The sequence below is a fragment of the Janthinobacterium sp. HH104 genome (assembly GCF_001758715.1).
GTDB lineage: Bacteria > Pseudomonadota > Gammaproteobacteria > Burkholderiales > Burkholderiaceae_D > Janthinobacterium > Janthinobacterium aestuarii.
In genome coordinates this window covers 30,156-47,440 of record NZ_LRIB01000033.1, presented here as the reverse complement: position 1 = coordinate 47,440, position 17,285 = coordinate 30,156, and the positions used below count along the sequence as shown (strand labels likewise).

Annotated in this window: 20 protein-coding genes; 8 read left to right on the top strand and 12 right to left on the bottom strand. The window is 63.7% G+C overall.

The window, feature by feature from the left end; genetic code table 11:
• Positions 1-214: 214 nt before the first annotated feature.
• On the top strand, positions 215-511 hold the full coding sequence (locus JAB6_RS12895; protein WP_034752493.1) for a DUF493 family protein: 297 nt from the start codon (positions 215-217) through the stop codon (positions 509-511).
• Here JAB6_RS12895 and gcvA read toward each other — a convergent pair.
• Positions 504-1,409 carry a transcriptional regulator GcvA gene (gene gcvA, locus JAB6_RS12890; RefSeq protein ID WP_070303163.1) on the bottom strand — a complete coding sequence of 302 codons (906 nt, stop codon included), beginning with the start codon at positions 1,407-1,409 and terminating at the stop codon, positions 504-506. The genes JAB6_RS12895 and gcvA overlap by 8 nt on opposite strands.
• Before the next feature lie 108 nt (positions 1,410-1,517).
• Here gcvA and yfcF point away from each other — a divergent pair, with 108 nt between their 5' ends.
• Positions 1,518-2,150 (top strand): glutathione transferase, encoded by a 633-nt coding sequence (gene yfcF / locus JAB6_RS12885; RefSeq protein ID WP_070303162.1) that lies wholly within the window; start codon positions 1,518-1,520, stop codon positions 2,148-2,150.
• Here yfcF and JAB6_RS12880 read toward each other — a convergent pair.
• Positions 2,044-3,309 (bottom strand): multidrug effflux MFS transporter, encoded by a 1,266-nt coding sequence (locus JAB6_RS12880; RefSeq protein ID WP_070303161.1) that lies wholly within the window; start codon positions 3,307-3,309, stop codon positions 2,044-2,046. The genes yfcF and JAB6_RS12880 overlap by 107 nt on opposite strands.
• 124 nt (positions 3,310-3,433) lie before the next feature.
• On the opposite strand from JAB6_RS12880, the gene JAB6_RS12875 reads away from it, so the two are divergent.
• From JAB6_RS12875 to JAB6_RS12860, 4 genes are all read left to right on the top strand, one after another.
• A complete protein-coding gene (locus tag JAB6_RS12875) occupies positions 3,434-4,906 on the top strand; it encodes a PLP-dependent aminotransferase family protein (RefSeq protein ID WP_070303160.1) in 1,473 nt (490 codons plus the stop codon).
• A gap of 75 nt (positions 4,907-4,981) precedes the next feature.
• Positions 4,982-5,686 carry a lipoyl(octanoyl) transferase LipB gene (gene lipB, locus JAB6_RS12870; protein ID WP_034752485.1) on the top strand — a complete coding sequence of 235 codons (705 nt, stop codon included), beginning with the start codon at positions 4,982-4,984 and terminating at the stop codon, positions 5,684-5,686.
• 39 nt (positions 5,687-5,725) lie between these two features.
• Positions 5,726-6,733 (top strand): lipoyl synthase, encoded by a 1,008-nt coding sequence (lipA, locus tag JAB6_RS12865; RefSeq protein WP_034752483.1) that lies wholly within the window; start codon positions 5,726-5,728, stop codon positions 6,731-6,733.
• A gap of 144 nt (positions 6,734-6,877) precedes the next feature.
• Positions 6,878-7,540: a uracil-DNA glycosylase gene (locus JAB6_RS12860; protein WP_070303159.1), complete on the top strand. Its 663-nt coding sequence runs from the start codon at positions 6,878-6,880 to the stop codon at positions 7,538-7,540.
• A 66-nt stretch (positions 7,541-7,606) separates the two neighbouring features.
• On the opposite strand, the gene JAB6_RS12855 is transcribed toward JAB6_RS12860, so the two are convergent.
• From JAB6_RS12855 to JAB6_RS12840, 4 genes are all read right to left on the bottom strand, one after another.
• Complete coding sequence (locus JAB6_RS12855) at positions 7,607-9,763, bottom strand: TonB-dependent receptor (protein ID WP_070303158.1); 2,157 nt, start codon at positions 9,761-9,763, stop codon at positions 7,607-7,609.
• A 90-nt stretch (positions 9,764-9,853) separates the two neighbouring features.
• Positions 9,854-10,198 (bottom strand): hypothetical protein, encoded by a 345-nt coding sequence (locus tag JAB6_RS12850; protein WP_070303157.1) that lies wholly within the window; start codon positions 10,196-10,198, stop codon positions 9,854-9,856.
• A 69-nt stretch (positions 10,199-10,267) separates the two neighbouring features.
• Positions 10,268-11,089, bottom strand: coding sequence for a helix-turn-helix transcriptional regulator (locus tag JAB6_RS12845; RefSeq protein WP_070303156.1), 822 nt, complete (start codon positions 11,087-11,089; stop codon positions 10,268-10,270).
• Positions 11,079-11,624, bottom strand: coding sequence for a YbhB/YbcL family Raf kinase inhibitor-like protein (locus tag JAB6_RS12840; protein ID WP_070303155.1), 546 nt, complete (start codon positions 11,622-11,624; stop codon positions 11,079-11,081). The genes JAB6_RS12845 and JAB6_RS12840 overlap by 11 nt, the downstream gene beginning before the upstream one ends.
• Before the next feature lie 221 nt (positions 11,625-11,845).
• On the opposite strand from JAB6_RS12840, the gene JAB6_RS12835 reads away from it, so the two are divergent.
• Together JAB6_RS12835 and JAB6_RS12830 are read left to right on the top strand one after the other, a co-directional pair.
• A complete protein-coding gene (locus tag JAB6_RS12835; protein ID WP_070303154.1) occupies positions 11,846-13,003 on the top strand; it encodes a PepSY domain-containing protein in 1,158 nt (385 codons plus the stop codon).
• A gap of 84 nt (positions 13,004-13,087) precedes the next feature.
• Positions 13,088-13,510: a PaaI family thioesterase gene (locus tag JAB6_RS12830; RefSeq protein ID WP_034782761.1), complete on the top strand. Its 423-nt coding sequence runs from the start codon at positions 13,088-13,090 to the stop codon at positions 13,508-13,510.
• A gap of 106 nt (positions 13,511-13,616) precedes the next feature.
• On the opposite strand, the gene JAB6_RS12825 is transcribed toward JAB6_RS12830, so the two are convergent.
• From JAB6_RS12825 to JAB6_RS12800, 6 genes are all read right to left on the bottom strand, one after another.
• Positions 13,617-14,312, bottom strand: coding sequence for an anti-sigma factor (locus tag JAB6_RS12825; protein ID WP_070303153.1), 696 nt, complete (start codon positions 14,310-14,312; stop codon positions 13,617-13,619).
• A complete protein-coding gene (locus tag JAB6_RS12820; RefSeq protein WP_070303152.1) occupies positions 14,309-14,899 on the bottom strand; it encodes a sigma-70 family RNA polymerase sigma factor in 591 nt (196 codons plus the stop codon). Before JAB6_RS12820 ends, JAB6_RS12825 begins: the two co-directional genes overlap by 4 nt.
• A gap of 92 nt (positions 14,900-14,991) precedes the next feature.
• Positions 14,992-15,513 (bottom strand): peroxiredoxin, encoded by a 522-nt coding sequence (locus JAB6_RS12815; protein ID WP_070303151.1) that lies wholly within the window; start codon positions 15,511-15,513, stop codon positions 14,992-14,994.
• 82 nt (positions 15,514-15,595) lie between these two features.
• Positions 15,596-16,279 (bottom strand): BON domain-containing protein, encoded by a 684-nt coding sequence (locus tag JAB6_RS12810; RefSeq protein WP_034752466.1) that lies wholly within the window; start codon positions 16,277-16,279, stop codon positions 15,596-15,598.
• Positions 16,272-16,868: a phosphoheptose isomerase gene (locus tag JAB6_RS12805; RefSeq protein ID WP_034752465.1), complete on the bottom strand. Its 597-nt coding sequence runs from the start codon at positions 16,866-16,868 to the stop codon at positions 16,272-16,274. Before JAB6_RS12805 ends, JAB6_RS12810 begins: the two co-directional genes overlap by 8 nt.
• A 57-nt stretch (positions 16,869-16,925) precedes the next feature.
• The gene (locus tag JAB6_RS12800; protein WP_058049121.1) at positions 16,926-17,285 is read right to left on the bottom strand and encodes a YraN family protein; all 360 of its coding nucleotides are present in this window, start codon (positions 17,283-17,285) and stop codon (positions 16,926-16,928) included.

Sequence of the window (17,285 nt, the reverse complement as noted above, 5' to 3'; positions counted from 1 at the left end):
ACTGCTTATCCTCCAAGTGACAGCATCGCTTTTCCGGCTATTTTGTCCAAACGAAATAGTTTTCCGCCAGCTTACCCAGCTGGCTTTTTTTTTGCCTTGCTGTCTGCGCCATGGCGGCTGGCGCAGCCGCCCTCAAAGTTGGCTACAATACGCTTTTATGCAGCCGCCGCGCGATAAGCGCTGCCTGTTCTGACCGGCACTGATTGGATTTCCCATGCAAACGACCCCACCGACCGAAGTGACGATTCCTCCCAGCGAATCGCTGATCGAATACCCGAGCGATTTTCCCATCAAGATCATGGGCCCGACGCATGTCGACTTCGCGCCGACCATGCTCGAGCTGGTCATCAGCCACGATCCGACCTTCCACGCGGGCCGCATGGAAGAGCGCCCATCGGGCAAGGGCAATTACACGGGCCTGACCGTCACCGTGCGCGCCATCAGCCGCGAGCAGCTCGACGCCCTGTACACGGCGCTGTCGGGCCACCCGATGGTCAAGATCGTCATGTAAGCAAGGTGGGCGCTTCGCGTGCCTGGAAGGCGGCGATTTCTTCGCCCAGCCAGGCACGGAAGGCGCGCACGGGCTCGCGCTGCGCCGCAGCGGGCGGGCTGACCAGGTAATACGAATCGGCGCAGGGCACGGCCATGTCGAACAGACGCACCAGCCGCCCCGCCGCCACCTCCTGCAGCGCCACCACATGGCGCACCAGCGCCACGCCGTCGCCATCGATGGCCGAGCGTATCAGCATCGACAAATCCTCGTACAGTACCCCGCCCACGGGCTCGGCCAATGGCAAGCCGGCCGCTTGCAGCCACGGCCGCCACGGTTCGAGCGAGCGCAGCAAGGTCGCGTGCGCCAGTTCGCCCGGCGTGGCCGGCAAGTTGCCGCCCCGGTAATGGGGACTGCAGACGGGGTAATACACGTCGCCCATCAGCGGCTGCACCAGCAAGCCCGGATAATGGCCGCGCCCGAAGCGGATGCCCACGTCGATACCCTCGCCTTCCAGGTCCTGCAAGGCCCCGCTCGTTTGCAGCACCACTTCGATGCCGGGATGGCGTTCGATGAAATGCCCGAGGCGCGGCGCCAGCCAGCGCGCCGCAAATGAGGGAATCGCCGTGATCGTCAGCCGCGTATTGGCGGGCGCGGGCCGCAGCGCTTGCGCCGCCGTGGCGATCTCCGTAAAAGCCTTGCCCAGCACCAGCGCAAATTGCCGTCCCTGCGGCGTGACCGTCACGTGGCGGCCGTTGCGCTGGAACAGCAGCAAGCCCAGCTCTTCTTCCAGCTTGCGCACCTGGTGGCTGATGGCGCCGTGCGTCAGGTGCAGTTCCTCGGCCGCGCGCGAAAAATTGCCGTGGCGGGCGGCCGCCTCGAAGGCGCGCAATGCTGAAAAATTAGGCAGTCTGGACATGGCGTTTGATGTGAATAAAAGTAACAACAACAACGAATATAACTCGTTTTGTTAGCTTCACACGGCGCTTTATGATGAATCCTGTTCACTTATCCACAGGAATCCGCCATGTCCCTCATTTTGTATGTCGACCGCAACCGCATCAGCCCGTACGCCCTGTCCGCCTTTGTCGCTCTGAGCGAAAAGCGGGTTTCCTTCACCGTGCAGGACGTCGACCTGGACGCGGGCGCGGCGCGCCAGCCGCCGTTCAGCACTCTGAGCCTGACGCAGCGCGTGCCCGCCATCGAGCATGCCGGCTTTGTCCTGACGGAATCAAACGCGATCGCCGACTATCTCGACGACGTCTTTGCCGCGCCCGACTATCCATCGGTGCTGCCGCGCGACGTACGCCAACGGGCACGGGCGCGGCAGGTGCAGGCGTGGCTGCGCAGCGATCTGCTGGCGCTGCGCAGCGAGCGCGATTCCACCGTCGTGTTCCACCCGCCCCGCGCGGACCATGCGCCGCTGTCGCCGGCGGCGCAGGCCGCCGCCGCGAAGCTGCTGCAGATCGCGGGCGAACTTGTGCACGGTGACTACCTGGCTGGCGCCTGGAGCATCGCCGACACGGACCTGGCCCTGATGCTGTTGCGTTTGATCAAGAGCGGCGAGCCCGTACCCCCTGCCCTGCGCGACTATGCGCTGGCCCAGTGGCAGCGCCCTGCCGTACAGCAGTGGCTGGCCCAGGTGCCGCAGCCGATTTAGTCAGACGCCACACGAGGGCAAAGGCCGCGCTGGCCGCCGCCGTCACCCACAGCAGCGGCTTTTCGCTGCCGTCCGTGATGGCGGCGATGACGGCGCCGCAAACGGCCGTGATGAGCATCTGCACGAAGAAGAACAGGCCCGAGGCGCTGCCCGCCTGGTCGCCATACGGCTGCAGCACGGCCAGCTGGCAGGCGGGAATGGCCATGCCCACCGACACCATCACCAGCAGCATGGGCGCCACCAGCGATGCCACTTGCCGCGGCGCCAACGTACCCGCCAGCAACAGGCTGGCCGCGCCCGCCACATTGATCAGCACCGCCAGGCCCAGCATGTAATCGGCGCCCAGGCGCGGTCCCAGGGCGCGGAACAGGCTCGAGCCCGCGATATAGCCGCTGACCGTCAGCGCGAACACCAGCGCATATGCGTGCGGCGACAGATGCATGCCCCTTTGCAACAGCACGGACGATTCCGCGATGAACGGGAAATACGTGCAATACACGCAGCCGATGGCCAGCGCATAGCGCAGGAAATACGCATCGCCCAGCAGGCGGCGGTACAGGGCCAGGGTATGTCCTTGTGGTACGACGCTGGCCGGCCTGGTTTCCGGCACATACGCGACGATCAGCCCCAGCGACAGCGCTCCCAGCAGGCACAGCACGCCAAACACGGCGCGCCAGCCGAATGCCGCGTCGAGCACGCTGCCAGCCAGCGGCGCGAGGATAGGCGACAAGCCCATCACCATCGAAATTTTCCCCAGCATGCGCGCCTGCGTGGCGGGATCGAAGCGGTCGCGCACCATGACCCGGCCGATGATGGTGCCGCTGCAGCCGCCGAACGCTTGCAGCACGCGCGCGGCGATCAGCACGTGCACGTCGCTGGTCACGGTGCAGACGATGCTGGCGAGCACAAAAATGCCCGTGCCGGCCAGCAGCACGGGGCGGCGTCCGTAGCGGTCGGCCAGCGGCCCGCAAGCGAGCATCGAGGCGGCCGAACCGGCCATGAACAGGCTCAAGGTCAGTTGTAACTGGGCATCGCTGGCATGCAGGGCATCGGCCATGGCCGGCAGCGAAGGTAAATAGATGTCGATGCTGATGCGCGACAGGCAGACCAGCAGCAGCACGATGCCGCCCCAGGCCCATACAGCGATTTGTTTCTGCATTGTTTATACGATCCATACAAGCGTGCGCCCCGCTGGCGCACCGGAACGGTGAGAGTAGGATGGTTGTGGTGTAATGCGAAGTGCCACTCATCAGAAAACTCATTGGACCACTTGGACGATTATCATGCCGCGAGGAAAATCACCGCACGCCCTGGACTTGCCTCGCCCGACCAGCTGGCTCGACAAGGAAGGCGTCAACAAGCAGGATGGCGCGTATGAAGCGCTGCGCTCGGCCATCCTGACGAAGATGCTGCCGGCCGGCAGCCGTTTGCCGTCCAGCCGTACCCTGGCCGAACGGTGGGAGTTGTCGCGCGGCACCATCGAAACCGTGTTCGACCGCCTGCACGCGGAAGCGTATGTGACGCGCGTGCCCGGCTCTGGCACGCGCGTGTGCGCCGTCGTGCCGGAACGTTTTTTGATGGCAGGCTTTGGCGAGGCCACCCTGGCGGCACCGGCTGTGGCGCCCGCGCCCGCATCGGACACGGGCGTGCGCGACGGCTTGCCGTTTGTTGCGCGGCGCGCCGACGCCAGCCTGTTTCCCATGGCCGCCTGGTCCAAGTGCGCCACGCGGGCGCTGGCCGCCGTCACGCCGGAGCAGCTGTGCAGCGCCGAGCCGGCCGGCCTGCCCCAGCTGCGCCAGCAGATCGCCGATTTCCTCGCCAAGTACCGCGGCATCCGCTGCGACCCGCAAGACATCGTTGTCACGACCGGCATCCGCCACGCGATCGACTTGCTGGCGCGCGGCATCGTGCGCGATGGCGACAAAGTCTGCCTGGAAGATCCGGGCTACCCGGCCGCGCGCGCCCTGTTCGCCCTGGCCGGCGCCGTGCCGGTGGACATTGCCGTCGACGCCGAGGGCATCGATTGCGCCGCCCTGGCCGCGCACGCGGACGCCTGCCTCGCGTACGTGACGCCGGCGCACCAGTCGCCGCTGGGCGTGACCATGTCCGTCACGCGCCGCCTGGCCTTGCTGGAATGGGCGAACGACCACGGCGCCTGGGTGGTGGAAGACGATTACGACAGTGAATTCAATTACCACAGCGCGCCGCTGGCGGCCCTGAAGGCGCTGGACCAGTACCAGCGCGTGATTTACTGTGGCAGTTTTAATAAAACCTTGTTTGCCGGCCTGCGCGTGGGCTTCATGGTGCTGCCGCCCGCTTTGCGCCCGCAGTTGCTGCGCATCGTGCAGTTGACGGGCCGCTCCGTGGGCGTGACGGAACAGCTGGCGCTGGCCGCCTGGATGGAGGAAGGCGCCTTCGTGCGCCATTTGCGCCAGGCGCGGCTGGCCTACAAGGAGCGGCGCGACCTGTTGCTGGTCTGTCTCGAGCAGACCGCGTCCGGCCGCTACACGATCACGGGACAGCAGGCGGGTTTCCATTGCGTGCTGTGGCTGCCGCCGGACAGCGATGAACGGGTGTTTTGCGCGCGCGCCGCGCAGGAAGGGCTGGCGCTGCAGCCGCTCGGCGACTTTTGCCATGGCGCAAAATTGGCGCCGGCCGTGCTGCTCGGTTATACGGCCTTGAGCCTGGCCCAGGTACGCCACGCTGCACAAAAATTGGGCAGATTGCTGCTGTTGCCAGAGTCCGCCCCGGAATGAAATGGCCGCCTGGCTTATAATCACGGCTTCGCCGCAGCGTCCGCAGGGCGCCGGCAGCTGATTACAGAATCTGTCATGACCACCACCCGCACCGAAACGGCGCTGATCCGCGAGCTGGGCCGCGTCGATTACGAGCCCACCTTTGCCGCCATGCGCACCTTTACCGATGCGCGCACGACGGACACGCGCGACGAACTGTGGATCGTCGAGCATCCGCCCGTGTTTACGTTGGGCCTGGCGGCCGACCGCGGCCATCTGCTGGCTGGCGCGGACGCGATTCCCGTGGTGCAGACGGACCGGGGCGGCGAAGTGACGTTCCACGGCCCTGGCCAGGTGGTGATTTACCTGCTGATGGACTTGCGCCGCAACAAGCCGGGCGGCAAGCTGTATGCGCGCCAGTTCGTGCATAAAATCGAGCAAGCCATCATCAACGTGCTGGCGGCGTATAATCTCGCTGGCGAGCGCATCGATGGCGCGCCTGGCATCTATATTGCCGGCGGACCAGACAAGGGTGCGAAGATCGCCGCGCTGGGCTTGAAAGTGCGCGGCAACGGCTGCACCTACCATGGCGTATCGCTCAACGTGGCGATGGACCTGGCGCCGTTTTCCTGGATTAACCCTTGCGGCTATTCCGGACTGAAGACGGTGGACATGCGCAGCATGGGCGTGGTGGCGCCGCTGGCCGAAGTGCAGCGGGCCCTGGCCCATGAATTGACCGTATTACTCGATGTAAGCGAAGCAAACAGCGCCGCAGGCGCGCCTCAGGCAGCGGATGCCTGAGCAAACAAACCAAACTTTGCCCCTCAAGGGCTTGCAGCCATGACTTCTGAGACCATTTCCAGCACCGCCCCCGCCGCTCCCGCCTACAACCCGAGCGAAAAGCAAAAAGGCGCCAGCAAGACGTCGCGTATCCCGATCAAGATCATTCCGATCGAGCAAGTCGAGCGCCTGAAAAAGCCGGACTGGATCCGCGTGAAGGCCGCGTCGGCATCGACCCGTTTCTATGAAATCAAGGACATCCTGCGCGAAAACAAACTCGTCACGGTGTGCGAGGAAGCCAGCTGCCCGAACATCGGCGAGTGCTTCGGCAAGGGCACGGCCACCTTCATGATCATGGGCGACAAGTGCACGCGCCGCTGCCCGTTCTGCGACGTCGGCCATGGCCGCCCGGACCCGCTGGACAAGGAAGAGCCGGCCAACTTGTCGAAAACCATCGCCAAGCTGCGTTTGAACTACGTCGTCATCACCTCCGTCGACCGCGATGACTTGCGCGACGGCGGCGCCGGCCATTTCGTCGAGTGCATCCAGCAAACGCGCGCCCTGTCGCCGAATACCCGCATCGAAGTGCTGGTACCGGACTTCCGCGGCCGCCTGGAAAAAGCGTTGCTGTTGTTCAAGGATGGCTTGCCTGACGTCATGAACCACAACCTGGAAACGGCGCCGCGCCTGTACAAGGAAGCGCGCCCAGGTTCCGATTACATGCACTCGCTGAAGCTGCTGAAAGATTTCAAGGCCATGTATCCGGACGTGAAAACCAAGTCCGGCATCATGGTGGGCCTGGGTGAAACGGACGAGGAAATCCTGCAAGTCATGCGCGATATGCGCGAGCACGACATCGACATGCTGACCATCGGCCAATACCTGGCGCCGTCGAACAGCCACTTGCCCGTGCGCCGCTATGTGCACCCGGACGTCTTCAAAATGTTTGAGGAAGAAGCGTACAAGATGGGCTTCACCCACGCCGCCGTCGGCGCCATGGTGCGCAGCTCGTACCACGCGGATGAACAGGCGCACAGCGCCGGCGTGGAATCGGCGCTGAATTTCTAAGCACCTTGTGCTGTATCAAAAACCGTTCGCTTTAGCCGGGCGGTTTTTTTTTGCCTGTTCGTATCGTACCCACCTCATGCGGCTGAGCGTCCTATACTGGCATGCTGAAAAAGCATGGTTGACGGATAAGCTATGAGGTGACGCATGGACGTACGCATCGACGCATCGTGGAAGGCGCGGCTGGAGGGCGAGTTTGCCCAGCCCTACTGGGAACGCCTGGCCGCCTTCGTGAAGCAAGAGTATGCGGCGGGGCCGTGTTTTCCGCCGGGTAAAACGATCTTCCGCGCGTTCGACCTGACGCCGTTCGAGCAAGTCAAGGTCGTGATCCTGGGGCAAGATCCGTATCACACGCCCGGTGCGGCCATGGGGCTGTGCTTCTCGATTCCCGATGGCACGCCGCCGCAGCCTAGCCTGCAAAATATCTTCAAGGAATTGCACAGCGACGTGGGCGTGGCGCGCACGCGCACGGATTTGTCTGACTGGGCCGAGCAAGGCGTATTCCTGCTCAACAGCGTGCTGACGGTGCGCGCGGGGGCGGCCGGTTCGCACGCGGGCAAAGGGTGGGAGAAATTGACGGACAGCGCCATCCGCTACCTGTCCGCCGAGCGGGACAATCTCGTGTTCATCCTGTGGGGCGGCTATGCGCAAGCCAAGCGCACCCTGATCGATCCCGGCAAACACCTGGTGCTGGCGGCGCCGCATCCCTCGCCATTGTCGGCCAGCAAAGGTTTCTTTGGCAGCAAGCCGTTCAGCCAGGCGAATGCGTATTTGCAGGCGCATGGCCAGGAAGGCATCGCCTGGGGATAACTCCTTAGTTGACGGCAACCGACAGCGGCAGGCGTTGCTCCCTGCCGCTGTCTTCGCGCGTAACGGTTAAAAGCTGGTTGAGAGGCCTGCGTAGAAACTGCGGCGGGCGCCGTACTGCGGCGCTCCCACGCCCACGCCGGAACCGTCGCGCAGCAGATACGATTTGTCGAACAGGTTGATCAGGGCCAAACGTCCTTCCACCTTGCCCACCGGCGTGTTCTTCCACGTATGCGTGAGCGCCGTGTTGACGGTGAAGTAACTTGGCAAATGGCCGGAATTCGGCGCGCCACCGTCCGGGGTCATGCGCAGGCCGCTGCCGTAGAGGAAGTCAGCGCTTACTTGCGAATCGCCAAAGTGATAATGTCCACCACCCGACAAGGTGTATTTCTGGTCATGATCGAGGTAGACATAGTGTTGGCTGATGTAGTTCAACTCATCGGCGCCAAACAGGGCCTGGCCCGAATTGATGTTGCGCCCCTGCGCCTTTTGCGTGCTGGCGTTGAGGAACAGGCCCCAGTTTTTCTCGCTGTAGATGGCCGATAACTCCAGGCCCTTGGCGTAGCCATCCGCATAGTTGAATGGCGTCAAAATCAATGCCTGGCCGAACTGGCCTTCGTCGAGCAGGTTGTTGATCTTTTTATAGTACACATCGGCCGTCACGGTCAGTTTCGAATTGACCTGGTGGCTGATGCCCACATCGTAGTAATGCGTGCGTTCGGCCTTGACGTTGTCCGACTGGCCGATTTCCGGCGCATTTGTCGTGTTCGCATACAGGTCGATACTGCCCTGCGCCGCCAGTTCCTGCGGCGGCGGCGTGAAGTAGCGCGAATAGCCGGCGTGCAGGGCCGTGCCCGGCGCCAGCTGATACGCCAGGTTGACGCGCGGACTCCATTGCTGTTCGCTCGTGTAGGCCGAGACCTTGTCGAAGCGGGCGCCATAGTTCAGTGTCAAAGGCTTGCTGATATGCCACTCGTCCTGCAGGTAGAAACTGGCCAGGGTGCCCGTCTTGCCGCTGTTGTCCAGTACCGTGATCGGTGTGGTGGACGTTTGCGCGCCGTCGATTGCCGGAAAGACGGCCACCGTGTTGTCGCTCGTCGTTTTCTGGCGCGTGTAGGCCAGACCCGCGCGCACGGTGTGGTCCTGGTGCAATTTGTAGCTGATGTCGAACTGGGCACCGGAAGCGCTGTTCGCGCGGCGCGAGTCCGAAGCCACGCCGTTGTAGATCAGGTCGCCGATGGAGTCCGGCGTGAAGTGCAGCTCCGAATACTGGTGGAAGGCCGACACCTGGTAATTGACGTCGCCCAGGCTTTTTTGCAGCGACAGCACGAGGAAGCGGTTCACTTCGCGCTGGTTTTCATCGAGCTGCGACGACGGCAACGTGGTCGTGCCCGCCTGCGCATCGCTGTGGCCATCGAGCGAGAAGGCCGGCGCCTGGTTCGGGTTGTTCGGGATATGGAAGCGGCCGTTATACGTGCCGAACATGGCGCCCAGGCGCGTATTGTCATCGAGGAAATATGACAGGCTGCCGAACGATTTGTTCTGGCGCGTCTTGTCGTGCAGGGCGCTGCGCGTGTCTTGCGGGTTTTCCACGCCCAGGGAGTTACCGAGGTAGCTGCCGGACAGGTAGTAATTGAACTTGCCGACGCTGCCGAAAAATTCAGCACTCGGCTCCACGTGATCGTGGCTGCCGACCATGATGCCGATGCGCCCGCCCGGCGTCATGCCGCCCTCTTTCGTTTCAATATCGACAATACCTGCCGTGCGCAGGCCGAACTGGGCCGGCAAGGCGCCCGTCATGAAATCCGTCTTGTCGATCAAGCGCGTGTCGATCGACTGGCCAAAGCCGGTGATGCTTTCCGGCAGTTGCACGCCATTGATGCGGTATTGCACGTTCGCATGGTCGTCGCGCACGTGCAGGGCGCCCGAACCTTTCGAATCCTGCGACACGCCCGGCAGGCGCAGCAGCACTTCATTGAATGGCGTGTTGTCGCCCTGGCCCAGCATGTCGACCATATGGCTGTCGATGCTGTAGATGGTGGTGCCGACTTTCGGCGACAGCTCGATGCGCGCGCTTTTCAGGTGGGCAGAGGTGACTTCGACCTTTTGCATGTCTTGCGGGGCAGCATCGGTATTGGCCTCGGCAGGCTCGGCGGCGTGGGCGGAAACGGTAAACAGGCTGGCAAGGGCGAGCGACAGCGCGCTCAGACGGGGAGTGTGTTGCATGATGAACCTCAAAATAGTCAACGCCAGGCGGCCCGGCGCGTATGAACGCGCGACTAGGGGCAGCCTGAAAAAGGAAAAACAGCGTGGGAACTACAGTGAGGCGGCGGGCGGGCCGCGCACGGGCGGCAGGATCAGGGCGGCGACGGGCGCCAGGGTGGCGGGCGCGATGGCCAGCAAGCGGTACGGCAATAACTGGGCGGGCGGCTCGGCGATGGCCGGCGGCACGGCAATGTCGGCCACCTTGTCGATGGCCGTGGCGCACAGCGCGCACTCTTCCGCATCAAAGGTGGTCTTGTGCAGGTGCGAGGCGGCCGTCGACAGCAGGAACACGAGGGCCAGCGCACTGAACAGCGCCACGCACAGCCGCCACGCCGTGCGCGCGAGGGCGGCGGCACCGTGATGAGCAAGCTTGCGGGTGGGCTGGCGGGAAGACATGGGCGCATAGTAGCAAGAAAATCGCCCCGTTGTCAGCGCTTGTTGCAATTCGATTGCGGTGAGAGGACCTTACAGGGTGGCGCGCAGTGCGCGCGGCGACAGGCCGTAGTGCTGGCGGAAACGGGCCGCGAAGCGCGATGGCGAGGCATAGCCGCAGGCGGCCGCGATGTCGCCGATGGGTAAGATGCCAGATTGCAATTCCTGCAAGGCCAGTCCTAGCCGTACGTCTTCGAGAATGGCGCGGAAGTGGCGTTGTTCCAGGGCCAGTTGGCGGCGCAGGGTGGACGCGCCCAAGTGCAGATGGCTGGCGACTTTGGCCACGCTCCAGTCGGCGCCCGGGTCCAGCAGCAGCACTTGCTGCACGCGCGCAGCCAGCGGATCGCGGCGGTCCAGCAACAGCGGGCCGCAATGGCCGCCCAAGGCCAGGGCCAGCAGCAAGCCTTCCGCCTGGTGCGCCAGCAGCGCGGGCGGTGCGCTACCCGCCAGGCTGGCCATCAGCTGGTCCCAGGCCTGCGCCGCGTGGCTATCGAGCGGCACGCACAGGCTGGCCGTGGCCGCCTGGCGCAGTTGGGTATCGACGAGGCTGCCATGGCGCGCGCGGAAACGGGCGATCAGGGCCGGTGAAAAGCTCAGCACTTCGGCCCGGTAGCCTTGCGCGCCGGGCAGGTTGGCCACGCCCAGTTCCTGTCCTGCCGGCATCAGCACCACGTCGTGCGTGCCGGCGCGGGCCTGGCGAGCGCCCCATTCCAGCAGCTTCGTTCCCTGCCGCACGCGGCACAGGGCGCTCTGGAAGACGAGCACGCGGCGCAGGGTTTGTGCGCGGCGCGCCTCGATGGTGCCGTGGGCGATGCGCAGCTCGCTCAGGGCCACCGCGTCGATCTCATCGGCCATACAGTCCCGTCAGCTGCGCCTTGCCCAGCGCGTTGGCGTTGAGCATGTAGCCGAGCATGGCGCCGCTGGCGTGCTGGTCCAGCGGCAACTTGTCCACGCTCAATGCCCACACGGTGATCTGGTAACGGTGCGCCTTGTCGCCCGGTGGCGGGCAGGCGCCGCCGTAGGCGCTGTCGCCGTAATCGTTGCGTCCTTGTATGGCGCCCGCCGGCAGGGTGCTGGCCGTGGCGCCGCCTGGCAAGGACGTGGTGCTGGCAGGCACATTGAACACGCTCCAGTGCCACCAGCCGCTGCCCGTGGGCGCGTCCGGGTCGTACAGGGTGACGGCGTAGCTTTTGGTGCCGGCTGGCGCGCCGTGCCATGACAATTGCGGCGACAGGTTGCCGCCCGTGCAGCCGAAGCCTTGGAATACTTGCGCCGGCGCCAGGGTCTGGCCCGGCGCGATGTCGGTGCTGGTGACGGTAAAGTCGGCGGCGTGGGCGCCCAGGTGCAAAGCGAGACCCAGCGTGACGGCAAGCAAACGGGAGGTGGTCATGGTTTTCCTTTCGATGAAGTATAGGGGAAAGTGTATGTCGTGCAACATTGACTTGCGATGCCGATGCGCTCGATGATGGTGCCGAAACGCTCGTTTCCACCTGATTTCAATGTTCCCGTGAGCGTGTTGTTGCGTTTGCCGTTTCCTGCCTGCGCATGATTTTCACTGCGGAGCTTTCATGCTATCGTTCTGCAGCCCAAATTTCCCCGAGTCGCCTCCCCATGTCCAAACGCCCGATCAAGTGGTTGTTCGCCAAGCTGCACCTGTATGCGGGCCTGTGGTTCGGCGCCCTGTTCGTCCTGCTGGGATTGACGGGTTCCGCCATCGCCTGGATGCCGGAGCTCGATGCGTATCTGAATCCGACCCTGTTGCAGGCGAGCACGCCCGCGCCCGGCCAGGTGTTCCAGGTGACGCCGCGCACGGTGCAAGCGGTGGTCGATGGGCTCTCGGCCGACCCCGCCTACGGCAAGCCGGCCCAGCTCAATCCGCCCGCCGATGCGCGCGACGTGTACGTGGCCTCGTACCGCCAGGCCGGCAAACCGTCGCCCTTCAGCCAGGCCATCGTGCGCCAGGTGATGGTCGACCCCTACACTTTGCAAGTCAAAGGCGAGCGCGACTGGGGCCGTTTCGGCCTCACGCGCCCGCTGCTGATGTCGGGCATGTTTCATTTGCACCGTTATTTATTGTCGGGCGAAGTGGGTAAAACCATTACGGGTATCTCGGGCGTGATGCTGCTGCTGATGGCCTTGAGCGGCATCTATCTGTGGTGGCCGCGCCTGCAGTGGACGGCGATCAAGCGCGCGCTGACGGTGTCGCATGGCGGTTCCTGGCCCCGCTTCAACTACACGTTTCACAAGGCGGCCGGCTTTTTTGCCGCACCCGTGCTGGCCATGCTCGCTTTTTCCGGTATCTATTTCAATTTGCCGCAGCTGATCGTGCCGCTGGTGGAGCTCGTCTCGACGGCGCCGGACAAGGCCAAACTGAAAAATCTGCGGCAGGATGGCGACCTGCTCGATGCGGGCCAGGCCATGGCCGCCGCGCAGCAGCTGTATCCGCAGGCACGCGTGTCGCGCATCGTGCTGCCGGCCAAGAAGGACCAGCCGTATGACGTGCGCGTGCGCCAGCCTGGCGAAATCGCCGAGGGCGACGGTGCCACGCGCATCACCCTCGACGCGCGCAGCGGCTTGCCCCTGCGCATACGCGATCCCTTGCGGGCACCGGCCGGCGACGTCTTCCTGGGCTGGCAATTTCCCCTGCATTCGGGCCAGGCGTTTGGCGTGGCCGGGCGCAGTTTTATTACCGCCTTCGGCCTGATGCCGCTGCTGTTCCTGCTGACGGGGACATTGGTGTGGTGGAAACGGCGGCGCGGCCGGAAATAAGCGGCCGCCAGACCGTTGCCGGGAAAGTTGCTATCATCATAGTATGTTCCGGCGTATCCCGGACTCACCCGCACAAGGACCAGCATGAGCAATCCCGAGATCACCGTAGCAATGTTGAATGAACGCGGCACGGGCCGCCTGCCCGGCCACCTGGGCATCGTCATCACGGAAGTGGGCGACGGCCAGCTGACGGCGGAATTGCCCGTGCTGCCGCATCTGCTGGCGCCGAACGGCTACTTGCACGCGGGTAGCGTGGTGACCCTGGCTGACACGGCTTCCGGCTATGGCTGCATCGTCAACCTGCCTGAAGGCGCCAGCAATTTCACGACCATCGAATTGAAATCGAACCACCTGGGCACGGCCCGCGAAGGCACGCTCACCTGCACGGCCAAGGTCGAGCACAAGGGCCGCAACACGCAAGTGTGGGATGCCGTGGTGAAAAGCAAGGAAACGGGCAAGACGATTGCCTTGTTCCGCTGCACGCAGATGATTCTATATCCCAAATAAACCGACACCCTAAATCAACTGCTGGGGTCAGACCCGGCGGGGGAATTTGTCCCAATGGGGCAAATTCCGATCCCGAAGGGACTGACCCCGGATTTTTGCCTTCGGGTTAGATTTTCACCCAGTTACCCTTGTACAAGATAGGCCCCGTCGGTCCGTCCGGATTCGGCGAACCGCCTTTCGGCTCCAAGGTGACGGCCAGCAGGGCCACGTCGCTGCCGATGGCGCGCTGGGACAAGGCCAGTTTCACGTTGCCCTTGTCGGCTAATAAACCCAGGGAGCGCGGGTTACCGCTCTTCGGCACGGCCCACAGTTCCAGATCCTTATCGCTCGGCACGGGTGCGTTGCCCACCATGCGCACCTCGAGCGCGCCGTGGCGGCTGTCGGCCGTCAACAGCAGGGCCGTTTGCGCTTTCTCGTCCGTCAGGCTGGCCACATAGCTGATTTGCGGTGCATCCATTACGCGCGTGGCCACGACGATGACCAGCAGCGCGGCGATGGCGCTCGAGGCCATGCCCAGCGAACGCCAGAACGACAGGGAATCGCGGAACAAGGACCAGCCGCCCTGCGGCTTCAGGTGCAGGCGCTGCTCGATCTGCTGCCATACGCGCTTGGGCGGCGCCACGGGCGTGGCAAATTCGGCCATCGGTTCCAGGCGCTGGCGCCATTCGGCCGTGATATTGCGCAAGTCGGCGTCGTTGTGCAGCCAGCCTTCGAAACGCCGCCGCGCGCCCCCTTTCAAGGTGCCGAGCACGTATTCGGACGCCAGTTTCTGACGCAGCACGTCATTGCCGCGGATATTCATGATGCCTCCCGTTTCGCCAGACACGTGCGCAGCCGTTCCAGGCTGCGGCGTATCCAGGTCTTCACGGTGCCGATCGGCAGCGACATCTGCTGCGCCACTTCGCTGTGCGACAGGTCGTGATAGAACGCCAGGGCGACCACCTGCCGGTGCAGCCCTTCCAGGGCGGACATGCAAAACGCCAGCGCCTTGGCGTCACCGCTCAGTTGCAGTGATTCGATCGGCGTGGCTTGGGGGTCTCGGAGTGCATTCATGACTTCGCTATCAAACTGTTCGGCATCGATTTCCACGGTATCGTCGCTGCGCCGCAGCACATCGAACGCCTTGTTGCGCACGATGGTGGCCATCCAGGTCATCGGCGCCGCCAGATGGCTTTGATACGTGGCGGCGTTGTTCCAGATGGCGACGAAACCCTCTTGCAAGGCTTCTTCTGCGAGCTCTTGCTTATGCAATATACGCAGCGCGAAGCCAAACAGTTTCGATGAGGTGGAGTTATATAGCTGGCGGAACGCGGAGGCGTCCTTGTTGCCGGTGGCGAGCAGCCAGGTTTTCAGTTGCTGCGGGTCGAGCGATTGAGCGGCTAGGGGCACGGCTGGCCTTCACAAGGGGAGTGGGATCACGCCTGGGAAGGTTATAACAGGTTGATAACACTTGGCAACAAGGTTTTGTGCGGTGCCGAGCCTTAGCCGGCGATAGCAGATTCAAGCAGCTTGTGCAGTTCCGCGAATTCCGGCTTGCCCACGTAGCGCTTGAGGATCTTGCCCTGCTTGTCGAGCACGAAGGTGGTGGGCGTAAGGGCCACGTCGCCATACGCCTTGGCCGCCTCGCCCGTCACGTCGAGCGCCACCTTGAACGGCAGCTGGCGCGTTTCGGCGAAGTTCAGCACGTAGTTGGCCGGATCGTATTTCATGGCCACGGCCACGAATTCCAGTCCCTGCCCCTTGTACTTGTTGTAGGTGTCGACCATGTCCGGCATTTCCGCCACGCAGGTGGTGCACGAGGTGGCCCAGAAATTGACCATTACGACCTTGCCGCGCAGGCTGGCCGACGTGATTTTTTCGCCATGGATGCCGTGGAAGGTCACGTCCGGTGCGCTTTGCTTGTCATTGAGCGACAGATAAGCGGCGGCGGCCACGCCCGCCACGAAGACGGCGATCAGGGCTGGCTTGACCCAGGACTTGCTTGCGGATGGCGAAGTTGACATGGTTTTTACTTGAAAAGCGCGGCGATGCGGCCATTATAGCCATATCGCCGCATCAAAGCCGTAGGTCAAACGGAGGAGGCGTTTATTGCTGCGCCGTGTCGCCAGTGCTGGTGGTGCGTGCTGGCGCCGGATCGGGCTGCAACTGCTTCAGTTCCGATTCCGAAATGTAGTCGAACAGCTTGACTACTTTCTGCACGCCGCCCACGCCGCGCGCCACGTCGGCCGCGACCGTGCCTTCGCGCTGGGTGACCCGGCCCATCAGGAAGACGGTGGCGTTTTCCGTGACGACCTTGAACGAGGCGGCCGAGATGGTTTTCATGTCGACCAGGCTGGCCTTGACCTTGGTGGTGATCAGCGCGTCGTTCGAGCGCGAGGTGTAGCTGGCCGGACCGGCGATGATCAATTCATTGGCCACCGATTCCACGCCTTCGATATTGCGCACTTCGCGCTCGACGGCATTTTTCATCGCCTCGTCGCGCACTTCGCCCGTCAGCAGGACGCGGCGGTTGAAGCTGGTGACGTTCACATGGCCCACGTCGCCGGTGATGGAGGGGATGCGCGACTCGCCTTTGACGGCGATCGACTTGTCTTCGGTCTGGGCGCCCAGGGTGCGGCGGTCCGCTGCGGCAACGCCGCCCATCACCGCGCCGCCGACCATCAATTCGATGCAGCCGGTGAGCGAGGTGAGCATGGCGCCGCACAGCAGTGCGGTGGCCAATGGGCGTTGTACGCGTTTCCAGCCTGGGCCAGTACCGAATTTAGTCATTCACGTCTCCTCCGAATAGCGCGACGTCGATGCCGTCGCAGATGCAATGTATGGTGGTCAGGTGGACTTCCTGGATGCGCGCCGTGCGCTCGGCCGGCACGCAGATATGCACGTCGGCGTCCGTCAGCATCTTGCCGATGGCGCCGCCGTCCTTGCCCGTCAGCGCCACGACGCGCATTTCGCGCTCGAGCGCCGCTTCCACGGCGGCCATCACGTTGGCCGAATTGCCCGACGTGGAAATGGCCAGCAAGATGTCGCCGGCCTGGCCGAAGGCCTGCACCTGCTTCGAGAAGATCTCGCGGTAGCTGTAGTCGTTGGCCACGGCCGTCAGGATCGACGTATCCGTCGTCAGCGCCAGGGCCGGCAGCGGAAAGCGCTCGCGTTCGAAGCGCCCCACCAGCTCGGCTGCGAAATGCTGGCAGTCGGCGGCGGAACCGCCATTGCCGCAGGCGAGAATCTTGTTGCCGTTGGACAATGCATAAAACATCAGGTCGATCGCCTGCGCAATGGGTTGCGCCAGTACGGTGGCGGCCTGGATCTTGAGTTCGGCACTTTCGTGGAAGTGCGAGAGGATGCGTTGATTATTCATAGTCTGCCGATTATAGTGCAGGCGCGCGGCATGGCGGACAAGCACTGTTAAAAATGCTTACATATCGAGGATGTTCTTCAGCCAGCTGATGCGCCCGCCATCGATGGCCAGCGCGTCAAAACGGCACGGCGGCACGGTCTTTTGCCCCAGCAGCCAGGTTTGCGCGGCCACCGTCATGCGCCGTTGCTTGGCTGGCGTGATGCTGGCCAGGGCGCCGCCGAAGGCTGCACTGCTGCGTAGCCGCACTTCGACGAAGACGACCGATGCGCCATCGCGCATGATCAGGTCCAGCTCGCCCCCCTTGCACAGATAGTTACGCTCCAGCAGCACCAGGCCTTGCAGCAGCAGATACGCGAGCGCATCGTCTTCCCCTTGCCGTCCCCGTGCCTGTTTATTCTGGAAAGGCAGGGGTGGCAT